The sequence below is a fragment of the Neorickettsia risticii str. Illinois genome (assembly GCF_000022525.1).
Classification (GTDB): domain Bacteria; phylum Pseudomonadota; class Alphaproteobacteria; order Rickettsiales; family Anaplasmataceae; genus Neorickettsia; species Neorickettsia risticii.
Genome location: NC_013009.1, coordinates 386,366 through 408,915, shown reverse-complemented (window position 1 = coordinate 408,915; position 22,550 = coordinate 386,366). Strand labels below are relative to the sequence as shown.

General features: G+C 39.1%; 18 protein-coding genes, 1 tRNA gene and 1 other RNA gene. 10 read left to right on the top strand and 10 right to left on the bottom strand.

Annotated features, from left to right (window positions below; genetic code table 11):
• Positions 1-130: 130 nt before the first annotated feature.
• A complete protein-coding gene (locus NRI_RS01980; protein ID WP_015816324.1) occupies positions 131-1,111 on the top strand; it encodes a Mur ligase family protein in 981 nt (326 codons plus the stop codon).
• A gap of 347 nt (positions 1,112-1,458) precedes the next feature.
• Here the strand turns inward: NRI_RS01980 and aspS are convergent, their stop codons facing one another.
• Positions 1,459-3,255, bottom strand: a complete 1,797-nt coding sequence (gene aspS, locus NRI_RS01975; protein ID WP_015816310.1) for an aspartate--tRNA ligase — start codon at positions 3,253-3,255, stop codon at positions 1,459-1,461.
• A 317-nt stretch (positions 3,256-3,572) separates the two neighbouring features.
• On the opposite strand from aspS, the gene NRI_RS01970 reads away from it, so the two are divergent.
• The 5 genes from NRI_RS01970 to NRI_RS01950 all read left to right on the top strand — a co-directional run bounded on the left by NRI_RS01970 (position 3,573) and on the right by NRI_RS01950 (position 7,506).
• Positions 3,573-3,645: transfer RNA gene (locus tag NRI_RS01970), tRNA-His, on the top strand.
• A 46-nt stretch (positions 3,646-3,691) separates the two neighbouring features.
• On the top strand, positions 3,692-5,212 hold the full coding sequence (locus tag NRI_RS01965; RefSeq protein WP_015816323.1) for a leucyl aminopeptidase: 1,521 nt from the start codon (positions 3,692-3,694) through the stop codon (positions 5,210-5,212).
• Positions 5,213-5,271: 59 nt separating this feature from the next.
• Positions 5,272-5,850, top strand: coding sequence for a phosphoribosylglycinamide formyltransferase (purN, locus tag NRI_RS01960; RefSeq protein ID WP_015816309.1), 579 nt, complete (start codon positions 5,272-5,274; stop codon positions 5,848-5,850).
• Between the two features lie 144 nt (positions 5,851-5,994).
• Entirely contained in the window at positions 5,995-6,534 is a 540-nt protein-coding gene (locus NRI_RS01955; RefSeq protein ID WP_015816322.1) for a c-type cytochrome, read from the top strand.
• Positions 6,535-6,720: 186 nt separating this feature from the next.
• Positions 6,721-7,506 (top strand): alpha/beta hydrolase, encoded by a 786-nt coding sequence (locus NRI_RS01950; protein WP_015816308.1) that lies wholly within the window; start codon positions 6,721-6,723, stop codon positions 7,504-7,506.
• Positions 7,507-7,581: 75 nt separating this feature from the next.
• On the opposite strand, the gene NRI_RS01945 is transcribed toward NRI_RS01950, so the two are convergent.
• The 3 genes from NRI_RS01945 to NRI_RS04110 form a co-directional block, all read right to left on the bottom strand.
• Positions 7,582-9,219 (bottom strand): M24B family metallopeptidase, encoded by a 1,638-nt coding sequence (locus NRI_RS01945; RefSeq protein WP_081436402.1) that lies wholly within the window; start codon positions 9,217-9,219, stop codon positions 7,582-7,584.
• Positions 9,220-9,441: 222 nt separating this feature from the next.
• Positions 9,442-10,131 (bottom strand): DNA polymerase III subunit epsilon, encoded by a 690-nt coding sequence (gene dnaQ / locus NRI_RS01940; RefSeq protein WP_238523033.1) that lies wholly within the window; start codon positions 10,129-10,131, stop codon positions 9,442-9,444.
• Entirely contained in the window at positions 10,112-10,282 is a 171-nt protein-coding gene (locus NRI_RS04110) for a zinc-finger domain-containing protein (RefSeq protein ID WP_015816320.1), read from the bottom strand. The genes dnaQ and NRI_RS04110 overlap by 20 nt, the downstream gene beginning before the upstream one ends.
• A 150-nt stretch (positions 10,283-10,432) precedes the next feature.
• Here NRI_RS04110 and mnmA point away from each other — a divergent pair, with 150 nt between their 5' ends.
• From mnmA to mgtE, 4 genes are all read left to right on the top strand, one after another.
• Positions 10,433-11,539: a tRNA 2-thiouridine(34) synthase MnmA gene (mnmA, locus tag NRI_RS01935; protein ID WP_015816306.1), complete on the top strand. Its 1,107-nt coding sequence runs from the start codon at positions 10,433-10,435 to the stop codon at positions 11,537-11,539.
• Between the two features lie 108 nt (positions 11,540-11,647).
• Positions 11,648-14,365 (top strand): UvrD-helicase domain-containing protein, encoded by a 2,718-nt coding sequence (locus NRI_RS01930; protein ID WP_015816319.1) that lies wholly within the window; start codon positions 11,648-11,650, stop codon positions 14,363-14,365.
• Between the two features lie 176 nt (positions 14,366-14,541).
• The gene (locus NRI_RS01925) at positions 14,542-15,651 is read left to right on the top strand and encodes a phage major capsid protein (protein WP_015816305.1); all 1,110 of its coding nucleotides are present in this window, start codon (positions 14,542-14,544) and stop codon (positions 15,649-15,651) included.
• A gap of 172 nt (positions 15,652-15,823) precedes the next feature.
• Complete coding sequence (gene mgtE, locus NRI_RS01920) at positions 15,824-17,137, top strand: magnesium transporter (protein WP_015816318.1); 1,314 nt, start codon at positions 15,824-15,826, stop codon at positions 17,135-17,137.
• 175 nt (positions 17,138-17,312) lie between these two features.
• Here the strand turns inward: mgtE and NRI_RS01915 are convergent, their stop codons facing one another.
• From NRI_RS01915 to NRI_RS01890, 6 genes are all read right to left on the bottom strand, one after another.
• Complete coding sequence (locus NRI_RS01915) at positions 17,313-17,666, bottom strand: YraN family protein (RefSeq protein ID WP_015816304.1); 354 nt, start codon at positions 17,664-17,666, stop codon at positions 17,313-17,315.
• Between the two features lie 80 nt (positions 17,667-17,746).
• Positions 17,747-19,120 carry a dihydrolipoyl dehydrogenase gene (gene lpdA, locus NRI_RS01910; RefSeq protein WP_015816317.1) on the bottom strand — a complete coding sequence of 458 codons (1,374 nt, stop codon included), beginning with the start codon at positions 19,118-19,120 and terminating at the stop codon, positions 17,747-17,749.
• 238 nt (positions 19,121-19,358) lie between these two features.
• A complete protein-coding gene (locus NRI_RS01905) occupies positions 19,359-19,820 on the bottom strand; it encodes a ClpXP protease specificity-enhancing factor SspB (protein ID WP_015816316.1) in 462 nt (153 codons plus the stop codon).
• 7 nt (positions 19,821-19,827) lie between these two features.
• Positions 19,828-20,143: a transfer-messenger RNA gene (ssrA, locus tag NRI_RS04105) on the bottom strand.
• Between the two features lie 164 nt (positions 20,144-20,307).
• Entirely contained in the window at positions 20,308-21,024 is a 717-nt protein-coding gene (gene recO / locus NRI_RS01895; protein WP_015816315.1) for a DNA repair protein RecO, read from the bottom strand.
• 54 nt (positions 21,025-21,078) lie between these two features.
• Entirely contained in the window at positions 21,079-22,236 is a 1,158-nt protein-coding gene (locus tag NRI_RS01890) for a deoxyguanosinetriphosphate triphosphohydrolase (RefSeq protein ID WP_015816301.1), read from the bottom strand.
• Positions 22,237-22,550: the final 314 nt, after the last annotated feature.

The following is a 22,550-nucleotide window of genomic DNA, read 5'->3' as shown; positions in this document are numbered from 1 at the left end:
CGGTTCTATATTTAAGTTAGTTTGTTATGTAAATATTACGTTAAATATAAAAAAAATAAATTATTTTGCTTTACTTTTATCGTAAAATACCTAATATCTGCTACCAATGCGTGGTCAATAGGTACTGCTTATGTTACTAACTGCGGATCTCATTAGAAGCATTCTGAAGGCAGAGCTAATTTGTGAATACCAAGCAAAAATTGACATCTCGAGAAGCAAGTTTTCGATGGATTATGAAAAAGTTGGAAAGGGTGAAATATTCGTTACAGCAGATGCAAAGAACCATGATACCCATCATCTTATAGAGACTGCATATTTGAATGGTGCATTGGCAATAATTACGAAGAAAGATACCGCATGCCCGAAAGTTCCAATTCCTATCATTAAGGTTGATGACCCACTGCGAGCAATGGAAAAATTAGCTGCAATCTTAATAAGAAATTATCAACCAATTGTTATAGGCATCACTGGCAGCAGTGGTAAAACCTTAACAAAAAATTTAATTGTTACATTACTCAAGAACTACGGTAAAACATGCTATAACGAAGATGGTGCTGGGGATTTTACGGGTTTCACTCTGGGTATATTAAACGCAGATTTTCCATGCAAGTTTTTGGTTTTAGAAGTTGATACAACTCACAGTGGAAATATTGATCTATTTAATCAAATTACACTTCCAAAGGTAGGAGTAATAACGGATATCAGATTCCACCCAGCTAGGTCGATAGACTTAAGAGAATCCACTGTAAGGGAAAAAGCAAAAATTTTTCAAAACGGGTGTGTAGCCGTGCTTAATTTTGATACACCTTATACTGAATTACTCCTCCAAGAAGCAAGAAAAAACAAAGCAACAATCATCTCCTTTGGGGGAAATGAGAATTGCGATGTCCGATTACTTAGCCATTCAAATAACACTGCTGTAGTGAAGATAGGTAGATCGCAAAAAACATATAAACTATCTGATCACAACCAACATCTTAAATGTGCAGTGCTTGCTACGATAGGCGTAATGAAAGCCTTAAAACTAAAAGTTACTCGTAATAGTTTAAATAACACTCTCTCTGTCTTTCAATCCAAAATGGAACCACAAAATAATATGGCTACTACATAAATGGAAAAAATATCACGGTACCTAGTGCTTGGGACACAAATTACGACTCCATCATGCCCCTAACGGATTAGTTAAAAAAATTTAATTGCGCTGGTTATCTATAGAAGACTAATAGGAGATTTTAATAAGGAAAATCTGCCAACTAACGACAATATAGTCGCAATCGTTAGCCCTCAAAACTCCAGCTTGCGCAAGCTTACAAAGAACAAAGAAACTTTTGCAAAGGATAAGAAAGACAGAACTAGTAAGCTGGCCGGCGGAGTAAGATTTGATAGGTAAAAAATCAAAGGAAAAAAATACATCCTAGTACTCCCACGTCTGATTCAGGCACTCGGTATTACTGTTCCCTACTCTACCAATTTGACACCACATTCAAGTAATCTTTCTGTCTCCACAGGAGAAGGAGCTCTCATTAGAGAGTCTTCACATCTTTGGTTCATTGGGAATGCAATTACCTCCCTTATATTTTCCTCTTCTGCAATAAGCATCACCATCCTGTCTATTCCAGGTGCTATCCCAGCATGTGGCGGTACGCCATACTGAAATGATTCAATTAAAGCCCCAAAAACACGATTAACATATTCCTTATCCAGGCCAAGCATATCAAAAGCACGATACATTATCTCTGGCTTATGATTTCTTACAGCACCACTCGATAGTTCCACCCCATTGCAAACAATATCGTACTGCTGTGATACAACCTTGAGCGGATCTCCGTTAAGAGCCTCCAAACCACCCTTAGGCATAGAAAAAGGGTTATGAGAAAAATCTAATTTCCCAGTAGTTTCATCTAGTTCAAAATATGGAAAGTCAACAATCCAACAAAACTTATACTCTGTATTGTCAATCAGAGAAAGTTCTAGTCCTAGTCTCTTTCTAACGGCACCAGCAATCTTTGTAGCTGCTTGTTCGGCATCACATGAGAAAAAAATCGCATCATCCTTGCTAAGACAAGCCTTTTTGGCAATCTCACTTATTTGTTCAAAAGATAAAAACTTTGCAATCGGTCCCTTAGGAATCCCACTATCAAAACAAAGGTATGCTAACCCACGAGCACAGAGCTCTGTGGTAGCATATTTTATCATCTCGTCAAAGAACTTTCTTGGTTTATTTCCACAATTTGGGGCTGGAATCCCACGAACAACAGCTCCTTTTTGTATTTGCTCTGCAAAAATTGCAAGACCGGATTCCCCAAAGATGGAAGTAAAATCAGCAATTTTTATTGGATTCCTAAGGTCAGGCTTATCCGTCCCATATAGAAGCATCGACTCCTCATATGGGATACGCTCAAAACTCCCAGACACTTTTCTATTTGAGTACTTTGAAAAGATATGCGTTAGAAGGCGTTCCATCAGTTCGAACACTTCCTCTTGTCCCACAAAGGACATCTCCACATCTAATTGATAAAATTCCCCAGGAGATCTATCCGCTCGAGAATCCTCATCACGAAAGCATGGTGCTATCTGAAAGTATCGATCAAAACCAGCAACCATAAGCAACTGCTTGAATTGTTGTGGCGCCTGAGGCAAAGCGTAAAACTTTCCCTTGTGAATCCTACTGGGAACAATATAATCGCGAGCCCCTTCTGGTGAGGTAGCAGTAAGTATTGGTGTCTGAAACTCTGTAAAACCCTCGCCCTCCATAAACTTCCGTATCTCAGAAATAATCTTTGAACGAAGTATGATATTTTTCTTGAGTTTGTCTCTCCTAAGATCGAGATACCTATACCTCAAGCGTGTTTCCTCGGGATAAGGAAACTCGGAATCCACTTGAAGTGGTAATGAAGAAGCATGGGAATTCACGCTCCAGGAGTTAACAATAACTTCTATTTTACCATTTTGAAGCGAATTATTTATCGTTTCAGGTGATCTTGCCGAAACCAAACCCTGAACGGTGATTACACTCTCACAGGAGACACATCTGAGCTCTTCAAATCCATCGATACTTTCTGATGCGACAAGTTGTATCACACCATAAGCGTCTCTCAGATCAATGAAGAGAATCGCACCATGATCCCTTTTTCTAAAAACCCATCCAGCGAGCTTTATAACCTCACCAACGTGCTCCTCTGATATTTCACCAATTCCACAATCTCTATAACTTGACTTCAGCAATCCAATCCCCCTATGAAAGGCCCTTATCATCGATCCACTGCGGTAAGGAAAACCCCTGCATGAGTGCAAAAACACATCACTCTGTCCACCCATGCACAGCCCCGAAAATTATATCCTCTTCCTGATGAAACTCAATCTAACATTCAGATCCTGAGGAGGCTTCTGTGATACTTCTACGATTGAATAAGAGACCCACACATGAATAATTACCCCAACACACAAAAGGTATGTGCTGCTGCAATGCATTTGACACCCGACACCTCCATAACCTCGAGGTTATCTGGAATACTGTTTGATATACAAAAGATGTTAAAGTATAATCGCCATTTGCCGTGACGTGCACTTTGGCGGATGTAGCTCAGTTGGTAGAGCGCCAGTTTGTGGTACTGGATGTCGCCAGTTCGAATCTGGTCGTTCGCCCGTCGTTTTTTCAGAGCACTGCGCTATTCTTTTTCTAGGAGTTATTATGGAAGTGTTTTTTTTGAGTCCAGTAGAGGCAATGCAAAGTGAGCCTATTCTATTCAGCGGACTGTATGAAAATTCTGAGTTCTTTGGAAGGATTTCTATTTTGGATCAACAAAGCTCTTCGTTTATCTCCAAAAGCATTGCTTCGACTTCATTTACCGGAAAAATTGGCGAAAACGTTTGTATTTTTCTCAGTGACCTTGTCGAAGGGTATCCAAAACTGCAACAACTGTGTCTCATTGGACTTGGAAAGCAAAAAGATTTTGGTGCTCACACCGCAGAGAAAATAGGAACGCAGATTGCTTCGCTCATGAAGAAGAATAATGTTTCTTCTGCGACAGTACTTTTAGATGGTTTGAAAGATGACTATGCCTTGGATCTGGCTTTTGGGGCAAAGGTAAAAGACTACTCATTTAATAAATATAAAACGAAAAAGGTCGATGATAAGAGCATAACGCTAGAGCGACTTGTAATTGGAATTGAGAACTACGAACACATCTGTTCGGTTTTCAGAGAGAAAGTCGAGCCGTTAATTGAGTCAATTAAATTAACTAGGGATCTGATAAATGAACCCGCAAATCACCTTAATCCAGAAACTTACGCCAATGCTGTAAGAGAAATTACTAAAACAGCTCCAAACCTAAAAATTGAAATACTCGATGAAAAGATCATGCAGAAGTTAGGCATGAATGCACTTTTAGGCGTTGGTCAGGGAAGTGCATATCCTTCGAGACTAGCGGTGGTAAAATACAACGGTGCAGTGGACAAAGATGAACCTTACATTGCTCTTGTAGGAAAAGGTGTTACTTTTGACAGCGGTGGTATTTCACTTAAGCCAGCACGTGGAATGTGGCATATGATATCGGATATGGCTGGCTCTGCGACAGTTTTGGGCGCAATCCATGCTGTAGCAAAAAAAGGTGTGAAAGCCAATGTTGCGGCCGTACTCGGAATCGTTGAAAACGCTGTTTCGGGAGTCGCACAACGTCCAGGAGATGTAGTGAAGTCGGCCTCTGGGAAAACAATTGAGGTACTCAACACTGATGCAGAAGGTAGATTGGTACTCGCAGATGCGTTGTGGTATGCGCAAGAACACTTAAAAGCAAACCAAGTAATAGACGTAGCTACACTCACAGGAGCAATAGTTGTTGCTTTAGGACACGATCATGCCGGATTGTTCTCCAATGATGATGTACTTGCCGAAAACCTTGCAAATATTGGGAAAAAGGTTGGTGAGAAACTATGGAGAATGCCTATGTCAAAGAATTACGATGATCTCGTGAATTCAGAAGTCGCAGATGTGAAGAACATCTCCACAGAAAACCATGGCGCCGACAGCATAACAGCAGCTCAATTCTTGAAACGATTCATAAACGACGGAACAAAATGGGCTCACCTCGATATTGCCGGCGTTGCATGGAATAACAGTACTTCCCATTTTTCTAGCACTGGAGCTTCTGGGTTTGGTGTACGACTACTAACGGAATTTATATCAGAATCAGCTAAAGACACTTCTAAGTAAATCTTTGCTTTACTTACGTACCCATAACGGAAAATAAGGCTCTGCGTTTTGAAGGTTGAATGAGAAAAAAGGTTGCTATTTTTATTTCGGGCAGGGGCTCAAACATGAACTCCCTGCTGGATTTTTCGAAAAATGAAGGAAAAAAATTTTTCTCTGTTGCTCTTGTCATTTCAAATAAGCCCAATGCCGGTGGTATTAGCATAGCCCACACTTATGGTGTAGAAACACGAATTTGCACCTCAGAGAAAGAAATACTCAGTGTACTGTCATACGTAAAGGTGGATCTTATATGTTTGGCCGGTTTCATGAAAATACTGAGTAAGGACTTCATATCGAGAGTTGGATGTGACATCATCAATATTCATCCTTCTCTGCTACCCTCATTCAGGGGATTAAATGCCCAAGCAGAAGCATTGGCAGCAGGAGTAAAGATTGCTGGATGCACTGTGCACTATGTCACCCCTGAGGTTGATGCAGGAAAGATAATTATCCAAGCTGCTGTGCCAGTACTTGAAAACGACACCGTCGAATCACTAAGCAAGAGAATACTCAAAGCTGAGCACAAATGTTTTCCAATTGCCGTTGAAAAGGTACTCACCGACAATATACGGGCAGATTTCATTTTTTTACAGGAATAAAACGCAAATGAAGAAATAATAAATAAGACTGCAACTTGTCTACATAAAAAAAATACACAACCTGCTTTTTGTGCCCATTGAAGAAAGATAGTTAGTTCGTGTATCATTTCCTCATGCGATACGCCTGTTGTCATCATTTTTCTAATGAAAGGTCTGGAATTTAATAAGCTTTTTGCATCTGTGCTTCTATTTGGAATAACGGTTCTGTCGGTAAGCAACATAGTGGACGTTCTCTACCATCCCAAAGAGGTTGCACATTACCAATATGCAGTTGCAAATGCTGAAACTGTAGACTCACAAAAAAATAAATTTGATCCGGCAACCGTTGATATGGCTACCTTCTTTAAAGATGCAAATATAGAAGAGGGCAAAAAATTATCTAAAAAGTGTGTTGCCTGTCACACCTTTGAAAAGGGTGGACATAACAAAGTTGGTCCCAATCTTTGGGATATCTTGGGAAAAAATAAAGCTCACTTGGGGGATGCATTTAAATATTCCAAAGCTCTACTGGAAAAAGGTGGTACCTGGGATTATAGCTCAATGATACATCTACTATACAAACCAGCCTCGTACATCAAGGGAACCAAAATGTCCTTTGCGGGACTTTCCAATCCTCAGGATATAGCACATGTAATACTATACCTACGTAGTCTCTCTGATTCACCCGTCCCGCTGCCAGAATAAATATGAACTTTCTTTACGACTCTTGGTGATATTGAGAGCTGGGTGGTATGCTTTTGAGCTCTTTAGAGTTCAGCACCCCTGCTCTAGAATCGAGAGGTCAATAGGATCAGGATTTCTGCTCCTTTATTGTTTTCTTTCCACAAAAGACAAGTTAGAATTGCACAGTTCTTGCAGATCGGGTATTTGATGTCTACACAATATTTGTCTACACCAACAGGAAAAATAGCTTATCAAACCTTTGCAGGCCGTTCTGATGATGGAATTCTTTTCATGTGCGGTCGTGCATCAGATATGACAAGCACCAAATCGGAACATTTAAGGCTTTTTTGCAAAGAAAACGGGATTACTTTTACTAGATTTGATTACTTTGGCCATGGCCTATCAGATGGAGACTTCCAAGATGGCAGCATAAGTATCTGGACTCAAAACGCACTCGAAGTGCTAAAAAACGTGACCACCGGCAAGCAGATTTTAATCGGCTCAAGCATGAGTGGTTGGATGATGTTCGCATTGGCTAAGGCTTTACCAGAAAAGGTGAAGGGATTAATCGGGGTTGCTGCTGCACCTGATTTTACAGAAGATCTAGACAAACAACTTACTCCTGAAACACGCCAAAAACTTATAGAGCAAGGTTATTTTGTTTTTTCATTTGATAATGGCAGGGAGCTCCTAGTCACTAGGTCATTCTTAGAGGATGGCAAAAAAAACCTAATATTGGACAAAGTTTTAAGCATTTCCTGTCCAGTTATTCTTCTACATAGTCTCGCTGATGACATTGTTTCATATCAGAAATCCATCAGGCTACTCGAACATGTAGCTGCTCCTCACGCAGAAGTCCGTTTACTCCGTAATGCTGATCACAGGATGAATGATCCTATCAGCCTGAGTGTTTTAGAGGAAGCGATAGCTCAAATGCGCAGGCCTCATTCTTTTTGTCCTCAAGAAAATAAAAGTGTGATTAGCAAAAAGTAAGTAAACCGCGCGCACTTTTAGACCTAACTTGTTGTTTTCTAGGTACGTTGCTTTGCTTTTTCAAAGAGAAAAGTGCTAACACTTATGTATTGTCCTGACTAAATACGAATAATCTTCTAGCCACTGTGATTCACCATCGGAAAGCATATCATGTCGTATTAGATTCTCATCAAAATTAACAAGAGTAAGAGGAGCAAAACTCAAAAAACCATCTCCAGCTTCTTTGACATACATAAGATTCTCAAGTCTTATGCCATATTTCCCTTCTAAATAGAGACCAGGTTCATTTGAAATAATCATACCTACTTTTAACGGAACCTCACTTCCAAATGAATGCGGCCCTTCATGAACATTAAGAAAGCTTCCAACCCCATGACCAGTACCATGAGCATAATCCAGTTTGTAACTCCACAGGTGAGATCTAGCCAGTACATCTAACTGTCTACCAGTAGTACCAACTGGAAACACAGCTTTAGCAAGCCCAATGTGCGCCTTCAGGACAACAGTATAATAAAACTTTTGTTCTTCAGTTGGTTCCCCTATTGCAACAGTACGTGTCACGTCTGTGGTGCCATCCAAATACTGAGCACCGGAGTCGAGCAGGTATAGATTTCCGGGTTTGAACTGCAGATTGCTCTTTTTAGAGGGAGTATAGTGAACTATCGCACCATGTGGACCAAATGCAGAAATCGTAGGAAAACTTAGGGAAAAAAACAGATCCTGCTCTTTTCTAAAACTTAATAGCATCTCTGCTGATGCTAATTCATCTGAAGACTCATTTACTTTTAGCCAGTTTAAAAACTTTGTCAGAGCCAAGCCATCTCTTTTATGAGCTGCTATACTACCTTCAAGTTCTATGCGGTTCTTGCAAGCTCTCATAATAACCGATGGATCCTGCAGATGAGTAATTTGCACATCTGTATCTTTTATTAGATTTAAGTAGTAAATATTTATCTTCTGCTCATCTAGAGCTACCGATTTTAACTGGGTCAAGTAAAACTGTAATTCTTCCAATCGCAAAATCTCTATATGACTTTCCAACAAAGGTAGATCCTCTACTTGGCCACGTAGAAAGATCCTCAGCAACCCATTTGAATAAAGAATGGCTCTACAGCAAACTACAGGTGTATATTCAAGATCCGAACCACGTATATTTGCTAACCAGCATACGGATTCTGAATTAGAAAAAAAATAGTTATTTCCACCTGTTACGTTGATAATTTGTTTGCACTTTTCCTGACTAGATAACCCTGCATAACAAAGTGGGTGAACTACGACCTTTCCAACAGAAATTGTGTCTCTATCCCAGAGGGAATCAATGGGATTCCAATTTAAAGGCTCCATCTGACACCGGAAGAAGCTCAATATAGCTCGGTTAAGCAATCTTGAATCGTAACAAATTCTCCGAATACAATTCTCCTTTATCACACGCTCAATTTCAGCAAGACTAAACTGCAGGCGCGTATATATTTCAGAAACTTCAAGCTTTGCTTGAATCAAATACCTAGAATCAGTAAAGAAATACGCCTTCTCGCAAGTAATGAGGACCATAGCAAACGATCCACAAAATCCAGTAAGCCATTTAAGGCGGTTATTATAGGGAAGAGGAGATTCAAGTAAGAATTCATCACTAATAGTTATAAGAAAACCCTCTATCCCTTTATCTTCCATTATTCTCCTTAGAGCAGACAATTTCTCTTCAGGCGTTATCACACTAATCACAGAAAATTAAACCAAGTGTTTTAGCATTCTTGTCCAGTCTTGGATATGTAGGTCATAGAAATCACCATAAGCTTTGTGCTCTTAAAAGAAAGAAAATAACCACTAAACCACCTTTCGCACTCACAGTAGATAAAGCTGAAACTGAAGATAAATACACAGCGTATACTAGTCAAAAAAACCGAGTTAAAGCAGACTTCTATCGGTAGATGACTCTTATTCTTCCACCAAAATTTCATCCCAAAGAGGATCTTTAAGGCGCTTGATCAGTTCACTATGCGCAAGCGACTCCTCAGGCGTAATAATGAGCTTCTCGCGTTCTTTGAACATTTTTTTCTCAGAACTTGCGCTAGATCCTTCTAAAAAGCTCATACTAACCTGACTACCCTTACTCAATTCTATGTAAACACGAGCTAAAAGCTGCGCATCCAATAGAGCTCCGTGGAACTCTCTCTGCTCAAGTGAAATTCTAAATCTCCTACATAGTGCATCTAATGAAGCCGGAGAACCTGGAAATATCTTTCTCGCCATAGCAAGAGTATCTATAACATTTTCCAATTTGATCAATCTTCTCTGCCTTGCACGAATAAGTTCAGAATTGAGAAAACGGATGTCGAAACTTGCGTTATGAGCGACTATTTCTGATGAACCTATAAATTGTAGAAAATCATCTGCTATATCGATGAACTTTGGACTATCAGCAAGTTGCTCAAAAGTGATACCGTGTACACGTGTTGCCTCTTTTGAAATCTCACGCTCAGGATTCAAATAAATATGAAAGATTTCGCCTGTAATTCGAAAATCCACCATCTCGACACAGCCAATTTCAATGACACGATCTCCATTCTTCATATCGAGACCTGTGGTCTCGGTATCTAGAATAACTTTACGTCTCTGAGTCATCATTTGTACCCCTGTGAACAAATATAGCACCACAGTAAGGACAAGTAACCCGCCCGTCCCTTTGCAGATCTAGGTAAACAAGTGGATGCATTGAATTTTCTTCTCCATAACAGGCAACTCTAGTACTGGATGTGTAGCGAATAATTTTTTCCATATTTAATTCCCTTCTACAGAAACAACTCCATCGTTAGTACAGCACATAGAATAAACAACAAATTTAAATTGTAAAACAGGGACATATTAATCGGGTGTTAAGCAAGATCATGATCCTGTTATAATAGCTCGTTAACTGTTTGTGAAATTAATGCAAGAACTTGTAGAAATCATTCCCGGAAAAGCATCTCGTGACATAAAAGTAATGGTTGCTATGTCGGGTGGTGTGGATAGCTCAACCGTTGCCGCTTATCTACATAGAGCTGGCTACAAGGTCATAGGAGTAACATTACAACTTCATAGTAATTCCACTTCCACGCAAACAAACAGAAAAACTTGCTGTGCAGGGTCGGACATATTTGACGCAAAACGTGTGGCAGCCCAATTCGGCTTTTTACACTACGTGGTAAATATGGAGGAAACTTTCAGAAAAGAAGTGATAGAAGACTTTGCAAAGTCGTATCTCAGAGGAGAGACTCCTATACCATGTGTAAAGTGCAACCAGACAGTAAAGTTTAGGGATCTCATGAAAATTGCTAAAAATCTATCCGTCGATGCACTCGTAACCGGTCACTATGTAAGGCGACTAACCACAACAAATGGTGTAGAGCTCCATAAAGGTATCGATCCTTCAAAAGATCAAAGCTATTTTCTCTTCAATACTACACGTGAACAATTAGAATTTCTCCGCTTCCCCTTAGGAAATCTTAAAAAAAGCGAAACAAGAGACTTAGCTAGAAAACTAAGTGTGGATATCTCGGAAAAACCAGAAAGCCAGGATATTTGTTTTGTAAATGGAAAATCTTATGCGGATGTGATAAAGAAATTTAGGCCGGATGCACAGAAACCAGGAAAAATACTCTCAACAAATGGAGAAGTCCTCGGCACACACAATGGAACAATTCATTATACCATTGGGCAAAGACACGGCTTACAATTATCATCTCCTACTCCACTGTATGTAGTAAAAATTGATGCTCAGAATAACATCATAATTGTTGGCACACGTGATAAATTGCAACAACGTTCACTTTACGTGAAAGAAGTAAACTGGCTTGATGGAAAAGAATTAACCGCTGGACTAGAATGCGAGGTCAAACTGCGTTCTGGCGCTGATACGGTAAAAGGATATCTTTATCCAAGTAGTGATCTCCTAAAGGTCTCCCTAGCTGAGGAACCCAAATGTGCTATAGCTCCTGGCCAAGCTTGTGTTATGTATCATGGAAGTAAAGTATTGGGCGGTGGATGGATCATATGATCATGTCTCACATCAAAATTCTTTCAGCGTTACTTATCCACCTATTGCACATCTTTTGGTGCTCTGTCATGGTTACCTGAACGGTATCACTTGCTATAGCTATGACAAATGATAGAAAAAGTTACTGATCCCAATGTCTCAGTCTGGATTAATTCATCTGCCGGTTGCGGCAAAACTGCCTTGCTTGTAAAGAGGGCAATATCATTGCTGGTTAGCAAAGAGAAGAATATACTGTGCATAACTTTTACAAAGGTAGCAACAGCAGAAATGCACAACCGCATTTTCGCTATACTGGGAAAGCTCTCTGTAATGAATGATACAGAGATGGACGAGTATTTGCTTTCCACAATTAACAGAACTGTAAAAGATCCGGATTATGTCCGGAAACTTGTACACACAGCCGATGCACTTATTCAAATACAGACACTACACTCGTTCTGCTGGCAATCAATCAGAATGTCTGACCCACAACATCTTTCAAAAGAAATATATGAGGAAAACCAACACATGTTTTGCCAATTACTGGCACGGTTTATTTGGGAAAGGTGTCAACTTTCCAAGAAAACCGCGGAAAACACAACCGAGAGAAAATTGCATGAAATGCTAGCATCTTTGCTAAGTAACTTTCACCTAGACTACAGAAAAATAATCGAGAAACTTAAGAATGATCCACTGGAACAATTAGCAACGGAAAGTATAGATATATTATCGGCATTCGCTGAATTTTTAGAAATTAATCAAAATATTTCAAAGCACTACATTTCCCATAACGGAATCATAGAAACTGCTATAAACATGGAAATATGGAATGCTTATGAAATTGTCGCGAAAATAAACCATATCCTGCTCGATGAAGCGCAAGACAATAACCTAAAACAGTGGTATATCATATCCAATCTCTGTAGGGATTTTCTCATAGATGAAACAAATAATAAGAGTATCTTCGTAGTTGGTGACTACAAACAGTCCATTTATGGGTTTCAGGGGGCGAGTCCCGATATATATCTTGCGTTTTACGACATACTTAAACAAAGAGATCCCCAAAATAAGCTTGTTCAGGTTACGACAGCAAAGTCCTATAGATCATCTGCAGCTATTCTACGATTCGTTGACAGCGTCTTTGAAAACGTCCAACTTTGTACAACATCGAGTGAAAAGATTTGCCATAATACAAATAGAGCTGAAGCACCGGGCTACATAGAACTAATACCGTTACTACAAGATCGAGAAGTCGATGCAGAACTTCAACTGGCAATTTCTATAAGGGAAACCATAGAAAATTGGCTTAAGAGGAGTAGAATGCTTAAAGCAAAGAACAGACCTGTAAAAGGAAGTGACATATTGATCCTTGTTGCACACAGAACCAATTTAGTTGACCATATTTACACGCAGCTTAGTGCAGTTAATATCCCCGTGAATTTTACGGGTAAATTCACAGTAAAAAACAATCCCCTGTTTGAGCTTCTTATAAATCTAGGAAAGTTTCTTATCTATAAACACGATGATGAAGCTCTGATCACACTCTTAAAATCTCCTATATTTGCCTGGAGCCACAATGCTCTACTAAAACTCAAAGCTGAGAAAAGAAAGGAACGACTGTTCGAGCAGATTTGTGGCACGTATGCAGGAAAAGTCCTTAAGAAGTGGCTTGAACTTTACGGCACGACTTTCGACATATATTCACGAGTCCTTGACGCAAGGACTGTCAATACATTAGCCAAACACTATGGAAGCGAAACCCCATATTATATTGACATCTTTTTAGACAACACGCTCGAACAGGAATGTATACATGATTTTGTTTACATCTTTTCTGGTGAAGACGCGAGTCTAAAAATCAAAAGCAACAACGAAAACGGTGTTACTATCTCAACCGTTCATGGAAGTAAAGGTACGCAATCACCTATTGTGTTTATAGTAGACAGTAATTACGTACCACAAAATCGTGATATTTTTTTCTTTACTGAGGATGGAACACCACTCCTCTCATCCGAAAATCATATTAGAGTCGTACAGGAAATTAGGAATATAAAAAAGGAATCGCTCCGATACGAACACCTGAGACTCCTCTACGTTGCCCTAACACGTGCAGAGGACGAATTGTACATTATGGGAACTGGTAAACAAGTTAAAAAGAATTCTTGGTATGAAGCATGCAGTAACGGAATCGTAAAAATAGGCTCACAAGATCAAGATGGAGCATATTACCATACAAATGATCTGCTATATCCTGTAGAAATTAAAAAAAAGGTAGATAGATCACACGAAAACCGCAGTCTACTCAGAGAAAGAGATAGCGACTGTTGCAAGAAAAATACGCAAGAGCTACAAAACAAGGAAAGTGATTTAGCAAACTCATATAAATTTCCTTGCAAAGAAGATGAAACCTCGGAAAATGGCATCGATGATGTAACAAAAGTTTCTGAGAAGACCTTTCAGATTGTCCGGGGCGAATTAATACATAAGATTCTCGAATACATTTCTAAAGTTGAAAAAGCTGAAGAATGGACAGATTTATTTCTGGAAGAGTATTCTCCAGAATTGTCAAGCGAGCAAAAAAATGAAATCAAAAAAACAGTTTTGCTTTTTCTTGAAAAAAATCGCAAAGCAGGTGGCAAAAACGAACTGGAAGTCTGTTTCGATGGCGAGCTACTCAGAATGGATAATGTGAAATTCGAAAAGGATACAATAACGATTAGAGATTATAAAACTGGAAAAGATAAAAACATCGATCTTGCCATAGAGAAACAAATGCATCGATACAAAGAGGCTATGCAAGCAATCTACCCAGAAAAGAATATAATAACTGAAATAATTTGGCTTTAGATAGTTATAAAAAACTTTCCAAAGCACTTCTGAAGTACCACTGCTCCAATACATTCCCTAATGTACTTAGACTCACTTTTGTCCATAAGACCTAAATTCCTATGTAGTAATAATGTTCTGCTTCCTCATAAGCAGATAAACGAAATAAACTAAATTTTTCATTTATAATCAACTAAATGGACACAACAGTAAATAATTTACTTCTAAGCCTCGAAACAGAGATTAAATCTTTCAAAGAAAAAGAAAATGAAAGATTGCAGAGTTATGAAAAAAGATTGAAAAATTTAGAAGACGGCTATGACTTGGCTGTGAAACGACCTTTTACTTCGACCGAAATACACGAAGATTGTCATTATAAGAAGCAACTCAAGAGTTATCTTAAGAAGGGCTCAACAAATTCTATTGAAATAAAGAGTAATGGTTTTCCGCTCGCAGATACCTTAATTAACTCAATCCATGAGCATATGAAGAAGCTCTCTCCTATCAGACAACTAGCATCTGTTAATATGATCTCAACAGACTGTATAACCTACATCAGCAACGGCGATGCATTGGAGGCACAATGGGTTTCTGAAGATGAGATAAGTAACAGCAATGCAAAAGAGCATATAATCACAACAGAAATAAATACCTATGAGCTCTATACACAACCAAAGACCACCCAAAAAGTCCTTGATGATCCATCTATAAACGTAGAAAGGTGGTTAATTGAACAGGCTGCTTTGGCATTTACACAACTCGAAAACGAAACCTTTATTACCGGTGATGGAAAAAATAAACCACACGGAATACTTCAACATAATACAGATTCTACCGGAACCCAGATTTGTAAGATCACAAGCAAGGAGAAAGACAGAATAACTCCTGAAGATCTTCTGAATCTGTATTACTCCTTACAAAGAGAGTTTTCCGTCAATGGAACATTTCTTATGCACAGTGCGAGTATCCAGTTAATAAGAGGTCTGAAGTATGAACAGACAGGACACTATATGTTCCAGCCAGGAATTTCAGTAGGTCAACCCGATACATTAATGGGAATACCTGTTACTGAATGCTCAGAAATGCCTATAATACCGACATCTGATAAATCTCAAGGCTCGGCAAAGAAATATCCAATCATTTTTGGAGATTTCAAGCGCGGATATCAAATCGTCGATAGAAGCGAAATGCGGGTTTTAAGAGACCCATACTCCGCAAAACCTTATGTTTCTTTCTATATTACTAAGAGGGTTGGCGCAAAGGTAATTAATCCAAAGGCTTTTGTTTTATTGGAAATGAAATCCTAAATAAATACTTGACTATTGTGCCTAGCTTACTAGAGACTAAACTTCATTAGGCCAGGTTTCAACTGTGTACACCAACAATAGTATTGGTGTACACTTTCCCTCAGGCACAGACACTCTGAAATTTGTTGGTAGATAAGCTTTTTTAGAGAATTCTGATGTAAATGTTAAGAAGATGAATGATACTATCCCTCTTATCCTAAAGAAGCTTACCGAGGAAATACCTGAGCAAGATAGAATACAGAATCAAAAAGAGCTTGTAGATGCGTTTATAAACGCAAAAAGTGAGGTTCAAGAACACTTCATGCACAAGCACTTAATTCATCATACTTATATTTTAGCGGAGATACCAACTGAATTATTGAGAAGAATAGTCGAGACAGTTGGTGTTCGAGGATTCGCACAAATTATTACCTCTCTTCCAGTAGATGAAATAGTTGATGTACTTGAGGAAATCGAACAGGATTTTGTAAAAGAGATCGTTAAATTTTTCCCATCAAAACTAGGAAAAGTAATCAAGGAAATTCTTGCCTATCCTGAAGAAAGTGCAGGAAGGTTGATCCACAAAGACTTCATTGTTATCCCAAAAGACTGGAGCATAGAACAAGTTTTACAGTTTATTCGTGTTCAAAAGCAGCTACCAAAATATATAAGCGAAATCTTTGTTGTAGATGAGGAAAATCGCCCAATAGGGAGTGTCTCTCTTAATGATATCTTATGTGCAAAGAGCAGATCCTTGGTAAGGACGCTGATGCAGACAAATATAACAACTGTAGAGACAGGTCAAGATCAGGAGGAAGTAGCTCGCCTTTTTAGGGATTATTCTCTACGTTCAATCGCTGTGGTCGATAGAAGTAAAAGCATTGTCGGTGTAATTTCAATAGACGATGTAGTGGACGTAATCTCTGAAGAGGCAGAAGAAGATATCTTGCATGCAGGTAAAGTCTCAGAATCGGACATCAACTCAGACGTTGCAAACACGGTAATGCGCAGAATTAAATGGCTCATAGTGACCTTCTTAAGCATCAACTTTTCGTCTTACATAATCGGCTTTTTCCAGCTAACATTACAACAACACGTGGAACTTGCAATTCTTATGCCCATAATTGCTGCAATGGGTGGAAACGCAGGCATACAAGCATCTACAGTTGCGGTTAGAGCGCTAATTACAAAGAGATTTTGTCAAGGTAATGCTCTACGCCTTTTTGTAAAAGAGTTGATTGTAGGGCTGTGCAACGGTCTCGTAATGTCGGCACTAATGGTAGTAATAATAGCTTTACGCTTTCACAATCTGGCCTTGGAATCTACTTTTCTTATCTCTATCACCCTTGTGTTTGCACTTGCCACATCTTTTGGGGCTGCAATTCCGTTTATAATTGAGAAATTTGGTGGTGACCCTGCTCTTTCATCTTCGATCATCACTAGCTCCTTTACGGACATCCTGGCATTTGTAGTGCTCCTTTCGATCGCAAGCATTATTCTTGTCTAGCTGGAACGCAAAGTAGCTCTTTATCTCGGTAGAGAACCCTATAAATCCTCTATCTTCGATGGTCATCTAATCTACTTAAAGAAATTGCGAGATTTCCAAATTTTCCCCTAAAAAGCCAGAATCGTATAGCACACAAAAAAATATTAATAAAAGTTAGCACCTATTATACAGCAGCTTACAGCGTTATAACTTGTATCACTGAGGGGGTTATGAGAAAGACTTTAAAGATTCTTTCAAGGTAGTAGTACAACTGAAACTCACTACAAAAACTCTCAGAAGCTGGATACATCCTTTCCATACGGCTGTAATCTACCGTGGTTTCGACTGCTTGCAGCGAGCTCCGAAATTTCACCTCTGCAAAAAGTAGAACCCCAGACTTGATACAGACTAAATCAAGTTCACAATGTGGATTCCTATAACGTCTACATAAGAGCATATATCCCTTAATCGAAAGATGTAGAGCCACTATCATTTCCGCTAAACGGCCTACTAAACCATTTAATGAGCTATGAGCCAACCTTTGCGACATTTAGTTATATTAAATCTACCTTCTGAAAAGACAATATAAATAAAGCAATATCTCTACTATAGAAAATAGAAAATTGTATTTTATGAATGAACTTCTTCATTATCTGCTGCTAGTACTGCCTCATACATCATCTCAGAAACAGTTGGGTGGGGAAAAACAACAGCCTTCAAACTTTCAATTGTTGCTTCCGAAGCTTTTGCAATAATATAACCATTCAAAATCTCCGTTGCTTCATAACCAATTATGTGAGCTCCTAAAAGTTCCCCTGTTTTGCTATCAAAGACTGTTTTGACCAAGCCTTTATCCTTACCAAGTACAACTGACTTGCCGTTTCCTTCAGCTTTTGCACGGCCTATTTTCACTTTATGACCCATTCTTACAGCGGCTTCTTCCGTCAAACCAATACTTGCAATTGAAGGAAAGGAATAAATACAACTAGGAATGCTATTCATTTCTAAAGGAATGGGTTCTTTTCCCGCTATCTTTGCCGTACAAACATATGCATCATATATTGCCTTGTGAGCAACACAAGGGAATCCCCTTAAGTCACCAATCGCATATACACCAGATTCACCTGTTTCACAGTACTCATCAACAGAAACAAAACCCTTATTCATCCTTATTGTAGGAATCTGTTCAAGGCCAAGATTCTGAGAGTTCGCCTCTACACCAGCTGCAACCAAAATTCTTTCAACCACGAGATTGGTTCCATCGCTTAATGCTACAAGAACCTTATCTTTATCCTTCTTTAAGGATTGAATAGTAGTACCCTTCTGTATAGTGATTCCACTTTCTTTAAATGCAGCTTCAGCAAGATTACTGATTTCAGTATCCTCAGCTGGAAGAACCTGGCTCTGCATTTCTATGATAGTCACCTTACTGCCAAAGGCATTGTAAATACATGCAAATTCGACACCTATAGCGCCGGCTCCAACCACTAACAACGATTCGGGCATTTTACTTGCCGTCATTGCATCATTGTAATTCCAAATCAGTTCATGGTCATATTCTAGACCTGCAATCTCTCTCGGAGTGCTCCCGGTTGCAAGAATGATATTTTTTGCACTTATCGTCTTACCTAAATCCCCTAACTCGACTTTTTTACCAGGCAAAATTCTTCCACTAGAATAAAAAATCTCTACCTTATTTTTCTTCATAAGGTAGGAAACACCAGCAGCAAGTTTCTTAATTTTCTCTTGAGCATACGCGATCGCACTACCAAAGCTAAGAGAGACACCAGAGACATTGATACCTAGTTCAGCCGCTCCGGTTTTTACAAAGTGATACTTCTCTGCAACATGTAAAAGCGCTTTAGTTGGAATACACCCATAATTGAGGCACACTCCCCCCAATTTATTTTTCTCAACAAGCGCAACCTTAAGACCACTCCTACTCGCCCGAATCGCTGCAGGATACCCGGCCGGACCACCACCAACTACTATAACATCGTACATAGAGAGCCAAAACCAACTTTAAATTATGTAAACTCATCTAAAAGCCAAACCCAACTGACGTAAGCACAACTCAATTTTTTTATTTTAGCTACGCAAGCTCGACCGAATACAACGAAAACAAACAGGAGAGAGTAAAAATCGCACAGCTTCAAACACCAACACTTGCAAAAAGGAAAGGCAGCCCCACGAAGGGCATATATACCTCTACACGCTGACGACCAACAAATCTACACAGAAACTACTTTTTCTTCAACATATCAGTAATATCTATTATCTTCCCCTGTTGCTCCCCCTTAGTACCGGTCCCAGGAACATAAGCACCACCAGCATCACAAGAATCAACTTCATCTACACTACCCTCGCTGGCTAAATCATGAAATTCCAAAGCAAAATTGCACTCCCTATCAAGGAAGTACAAGATCGACGAAAAGGGCACAGTAATGCACTCCTCAACGCCAGAGAAACTGAGCACCACGCTGAACCTCTCATAAGAAACTTGCAAATTCCTAAATTGATTTTGCAAAATAATGCTCATCTCACACGGATACTTTTTCTTCAGACTATCTGACAAAGAGGCATTTCGTGTAGAAAAAGTAATGAAAAAGTTTGCTGCTTCCCCAGCGGAGACGTCTTTCATCACAGAGCGAACAACACCGAGCATCGCGGTGTTTACCAGTGCCTTATACTTAATCTCTTTCATAAACAAAATTGGGGCGTTCTGTTGACCGGCCGCCCCAAACCGCGCTGTACTACCTATAAACTAGGCAGCTACTGCGTACTCAGCAGAATCAGCTTCAAAATTGTCGTTTGCACTTATAAAAAGTGTCGTGAATCACGGGATCACTCAACCGAACAAAAGTTTAGCTTTTAATACCTGTCGAAACTAACTCACCCCCGCAAAACGGTGGAGGTGCCGAATTCTGCCTTCGGGTCCAAGATACTTATTACGAAAAACCATTTATTGTTATAGCGCAAAATAGCGCGCCGTGTATTGTATCAAACAAATGCAATAACTTCAACTGTTAACTTCCAGCTTGTTATGTACCATCACCTTTCTCATAATAGCGATTTTCACCAAAAATACACCTACAATGAGAGGGGTACCTACGACCACAAAACACATCTTGTAATTTATATTCCAGCACACTCCTATGAGAACTCTGTATGAGTGCCAGAAGAAAAAATGCTCATATCCCATCCAACACAGACTTTCTATGATATGGAAGGTCCAAATGTAGTAAGAAAAACAGGAATGTCCGAAGAAAAAAAGTTGTCACTCTGATACAATCCAAGAACTCCTCTTTAGATATCCCATCTTCCAGCGATAAGCCATTAGCAATTTTGTATAGCGACGGTGGCAATAGAAGTAGTTTATCCTTGTATGCTTCACCGACCGCTTTCGTAACAGCTCTACCAGTTTTTGGGGAAATATAGAATAAATTTTTTGTTTCTCCAGTTACAGTGCAACGAGACAAATCCAATTGAAACCCTAAATGCCGTAATATTGATAAGTCCATTTCTATATACTGCCTATAATAACAAGAAGTCTCCGACTTAAATGCCTGTAACAACTGGATAAATATTTTATAAATTTCCTTCTGTGGTTCATTCTCTGGAAGAACCTTAAGCAAAATACTTAAAACCGCATTAAGGAGCTTCAACTTTTTATAATCGGTGAACAAAAACGGAGAAATTATCTCTTTTACTTCAACTCTGAAGTAGCCCAACTGTGATTCCAACCTAGCACTCCATTTACAGTAGACTACGTTCCCCACATCAATTGTTGCTTTCCTACTACATAAACCGCGTTTTAACCCATAATCCTTAGTAAACAAAGTCGTTACGGCTTTGTTTTCAACGAGTCCTTTATTCGATAAAACTATACCTTCATTCTCCCACTGCATCGATTTATCACTAACTACTAACTAGAAATTGTTACCTATTCAGCGGAAAAGAAATCAGTAATCCCGCTCAAGGACACAGGTACTAAAGAATTGTCTGTGTTCTCTAATTGCGGAGCTATCAGTTAAATTCGCAATAAAATCGCACACCAGCTGAGCTTTTTTGTTCGTAGAGTCAGCTATACGGAACCTTTCGTAGTAATCTTTCGGTAGACACTGAGGGTCGTGGAAAAAAACTTCAAATAATTCTTTTACTATTCTTTTAAGTTTTACCCTGCTCTTTCTTATACTGTAGTAAAAGTAGAGATTGTTATACAGGAACGCTTTAATTTCCTTCATCTCGTTGCCCACTTTCTCTGAAAAATTCGCAGCCGGGAATCCTAACTCTCTTATCTCATCTACAGTTTTTAGCAGATAACGTTTTATATTTTCCCGTGCTACATCAACTACATCATGAATCAGAAACCTTATCATTCGCCTCCGAGCCTTATACATCACCTGACTCTTACTTGCCTCAGGAAAAGCCTTTTCGAATTTCAAAATATTCTCTCCTATAATAGGCAAATGTCGCAAATCTTGGTAAGTGATCACACCAGATAAAAGCCCATCATCTATATCGTGCGAGCTGTAAGCAATATCATCAGCTAACGATACTATTTGAGCCTCCAAGGAAGGTTGCTTGTTAAGCTCTAGATTAAGCAATCTATCATACTCTTCTATTATTTGGTGTGGCTTCTGTATCGGACCATTATGCTTTGCCAAACCTTCTATTGTTTCCCAAGTGAGATTGAGCCCATTAAAATCCATATACTGATGCTCAAACTCTCCTAAGATCCTCAGAACCTGAGCATTGTGCTCAAATCTATAGTGTTCAGCTGCAACTTCCTGAAGAGCTTCCTCACCTATATGCGCAAACGGTGGATGCCCTATATCATGAGCCAATGCTATGGTTTCTGTTAAATCTTCATTAACCCCAAGAAGCCTAGCCATAGAGCGCGCAATTTGCGACACCTCAAGACTATGCGTAAGACGGGTCCTATAATGATCGTCGCCACAATAGCTGAAGACCTGCGTTTTATACATCAAGCGCCTAAAAGCTGAAGAATGTATCAACCTATCTCTGTCCCTCTGATAACAATCGCGCTGAGGATCCTCTTTTTCTAGAAATAACCTTCCCTTAGATCTTTCTGGAAATGACGAATATGAAGATAACATTTTATCTATGAAGCACGTTGGTTAAATCAACTACCCAACTAGGGGAATCTTCATATAGTCTATAGCAAAAGACATTGCCTCTAAATAGATAACACCCCGTCTATAGAACTATACTAATCAAATTAACTACACAACTAAGGAAATCTTCATATAGTCTATAACAAGAGATATTGTTTCTAAGCATTCATTCGATACATCTATTTCCCATCATTGCTCATACAAAATTACGTCCGCACTTCTTGAAACCGTCGCTTTTAAAAAAATTCCAACTCTAAAACCTTGAACAATGTAAGCTTCATTCTGCAAGTAAAAAA

Excerpts from the sequence above, each read along its gene's own strand:
- NRI_RS01980 (WP_015816324.1), top strand. The coding sequence starts at position 131 with ATGTTACTAACTGCGGATCTCATTAGAAGCATTCTGAAGGCAGAGCTA.
- aspS (WP_015816310.1), bottom strand. The coding sequence starts at position 3,255 with ATGATAAGGGCCTTTCATAGGGGGATTGGATTGCTGAAGTCAAGTTAT.
- NRI_RS01965 (WP_015816323.1), top strand. The coding sequence starts at position 3,692 with ATGGAAGTGTTTTTTTTGAGTCCAGTAGAGGCAATGCAAAGTGAGCCT.
- purN (WP_015816309.1), top strand. The coding sequence starts at position 5,272 with ATGAGAAAAAAGGTTGCTATTTTTATTTCGGGCAGGGGCTCAAACATG.
- NRI_RS01955 (WP_015816322.1), top strand. The coding sequence starts at position 5,995 with ATGAAAGGTCTGGAATTTAATAAGCTTTTTGCATCTGTGCTTCTATTT.
- NRI_RS01950 (WP_015816308.1), top strand. The coding sequence starts at position 6,721 with ATGTCTACACAATATTTGTCTACACCAACAGGAAAAATAGCTTATCAA.
- dnaQ (WP_238523033.1), bottom strand. The coding sequence starts at position 10,131 with ATGATGACTCAGAGACGTAAAGTTATTCTAGATACCGAGACCACAGGT.
- NRI_RS04110 (WP_015816320.1), bottom strand. The coding sequence starts at position 10,282 with ATGGAAAAAATTATTCGCTACACATCCAGTACTAGAGTTGCCTGTTAT.
- mnmA (WP_015816306.1), top strand. The coding sequence starts at position 10,433 with ATGCAAGAACTTGTAGAAATCATTCCCGGAAAAGCATCTCGTGACATA.
- NRI_RS01930 (WP_015816319.1), top strand. The coding sequence starts at position 11,648 with ATGATAGAAAAAGTTACTGATCCCAATGTCTCAGTCTGGATTAATTCA.
- NRI_RS01925 (WP_015816305.1), top strand. The coding sequence starts at position 14,542 with ATGGACACAACAGTAAATAATTTACTTCTAAGCCTCGAAACAGAGATT.
- mgtE (WP_015816318.1), top strand. The coding sequence starts at position 15,824 with ATGAATGATACTATCCCTCTTATCCTAAAGAAGCTTACCGAGGAAATA.
- NRI_RS01915 (WP_015816304.1), bottom strand. The coding sequence starts at position 17,666 with ATGTCGCAAAGGTTGGCTCATAGCTCATTAAATGGTTTAGTAGGCCGT.
- lpdA (WP_015816317.1), bottom strand. The coding sequence starts at position 19,120 with ATGTACGATGTTATAGTAGTTGGTGGTGGTCCGGCCGGGTATCCTGCA.
- NRI_RS01905 (WP_015816316.1), bottom strand. The coding sequence starts at position 19,820 with ATGAAAGAGATTAAGTATAAGGCACTGGTAAACACCGCGATGCTCGGT.
- recO (WP_015816315.1), bottom strand. The coding sequence starts at position 21,024 with ATGCAGTGGGAGAATGAAGGTATAGTTTTATCGAATAAAGGACTCGTT.
- NRI_RS01890 (WP_015816301.1), bottom strand. The coding sequence starts at position 22,236 with ATGTTATCTTCATATTCGTCATTTCCAGAAAGATCTAAGGGAAGGTTA.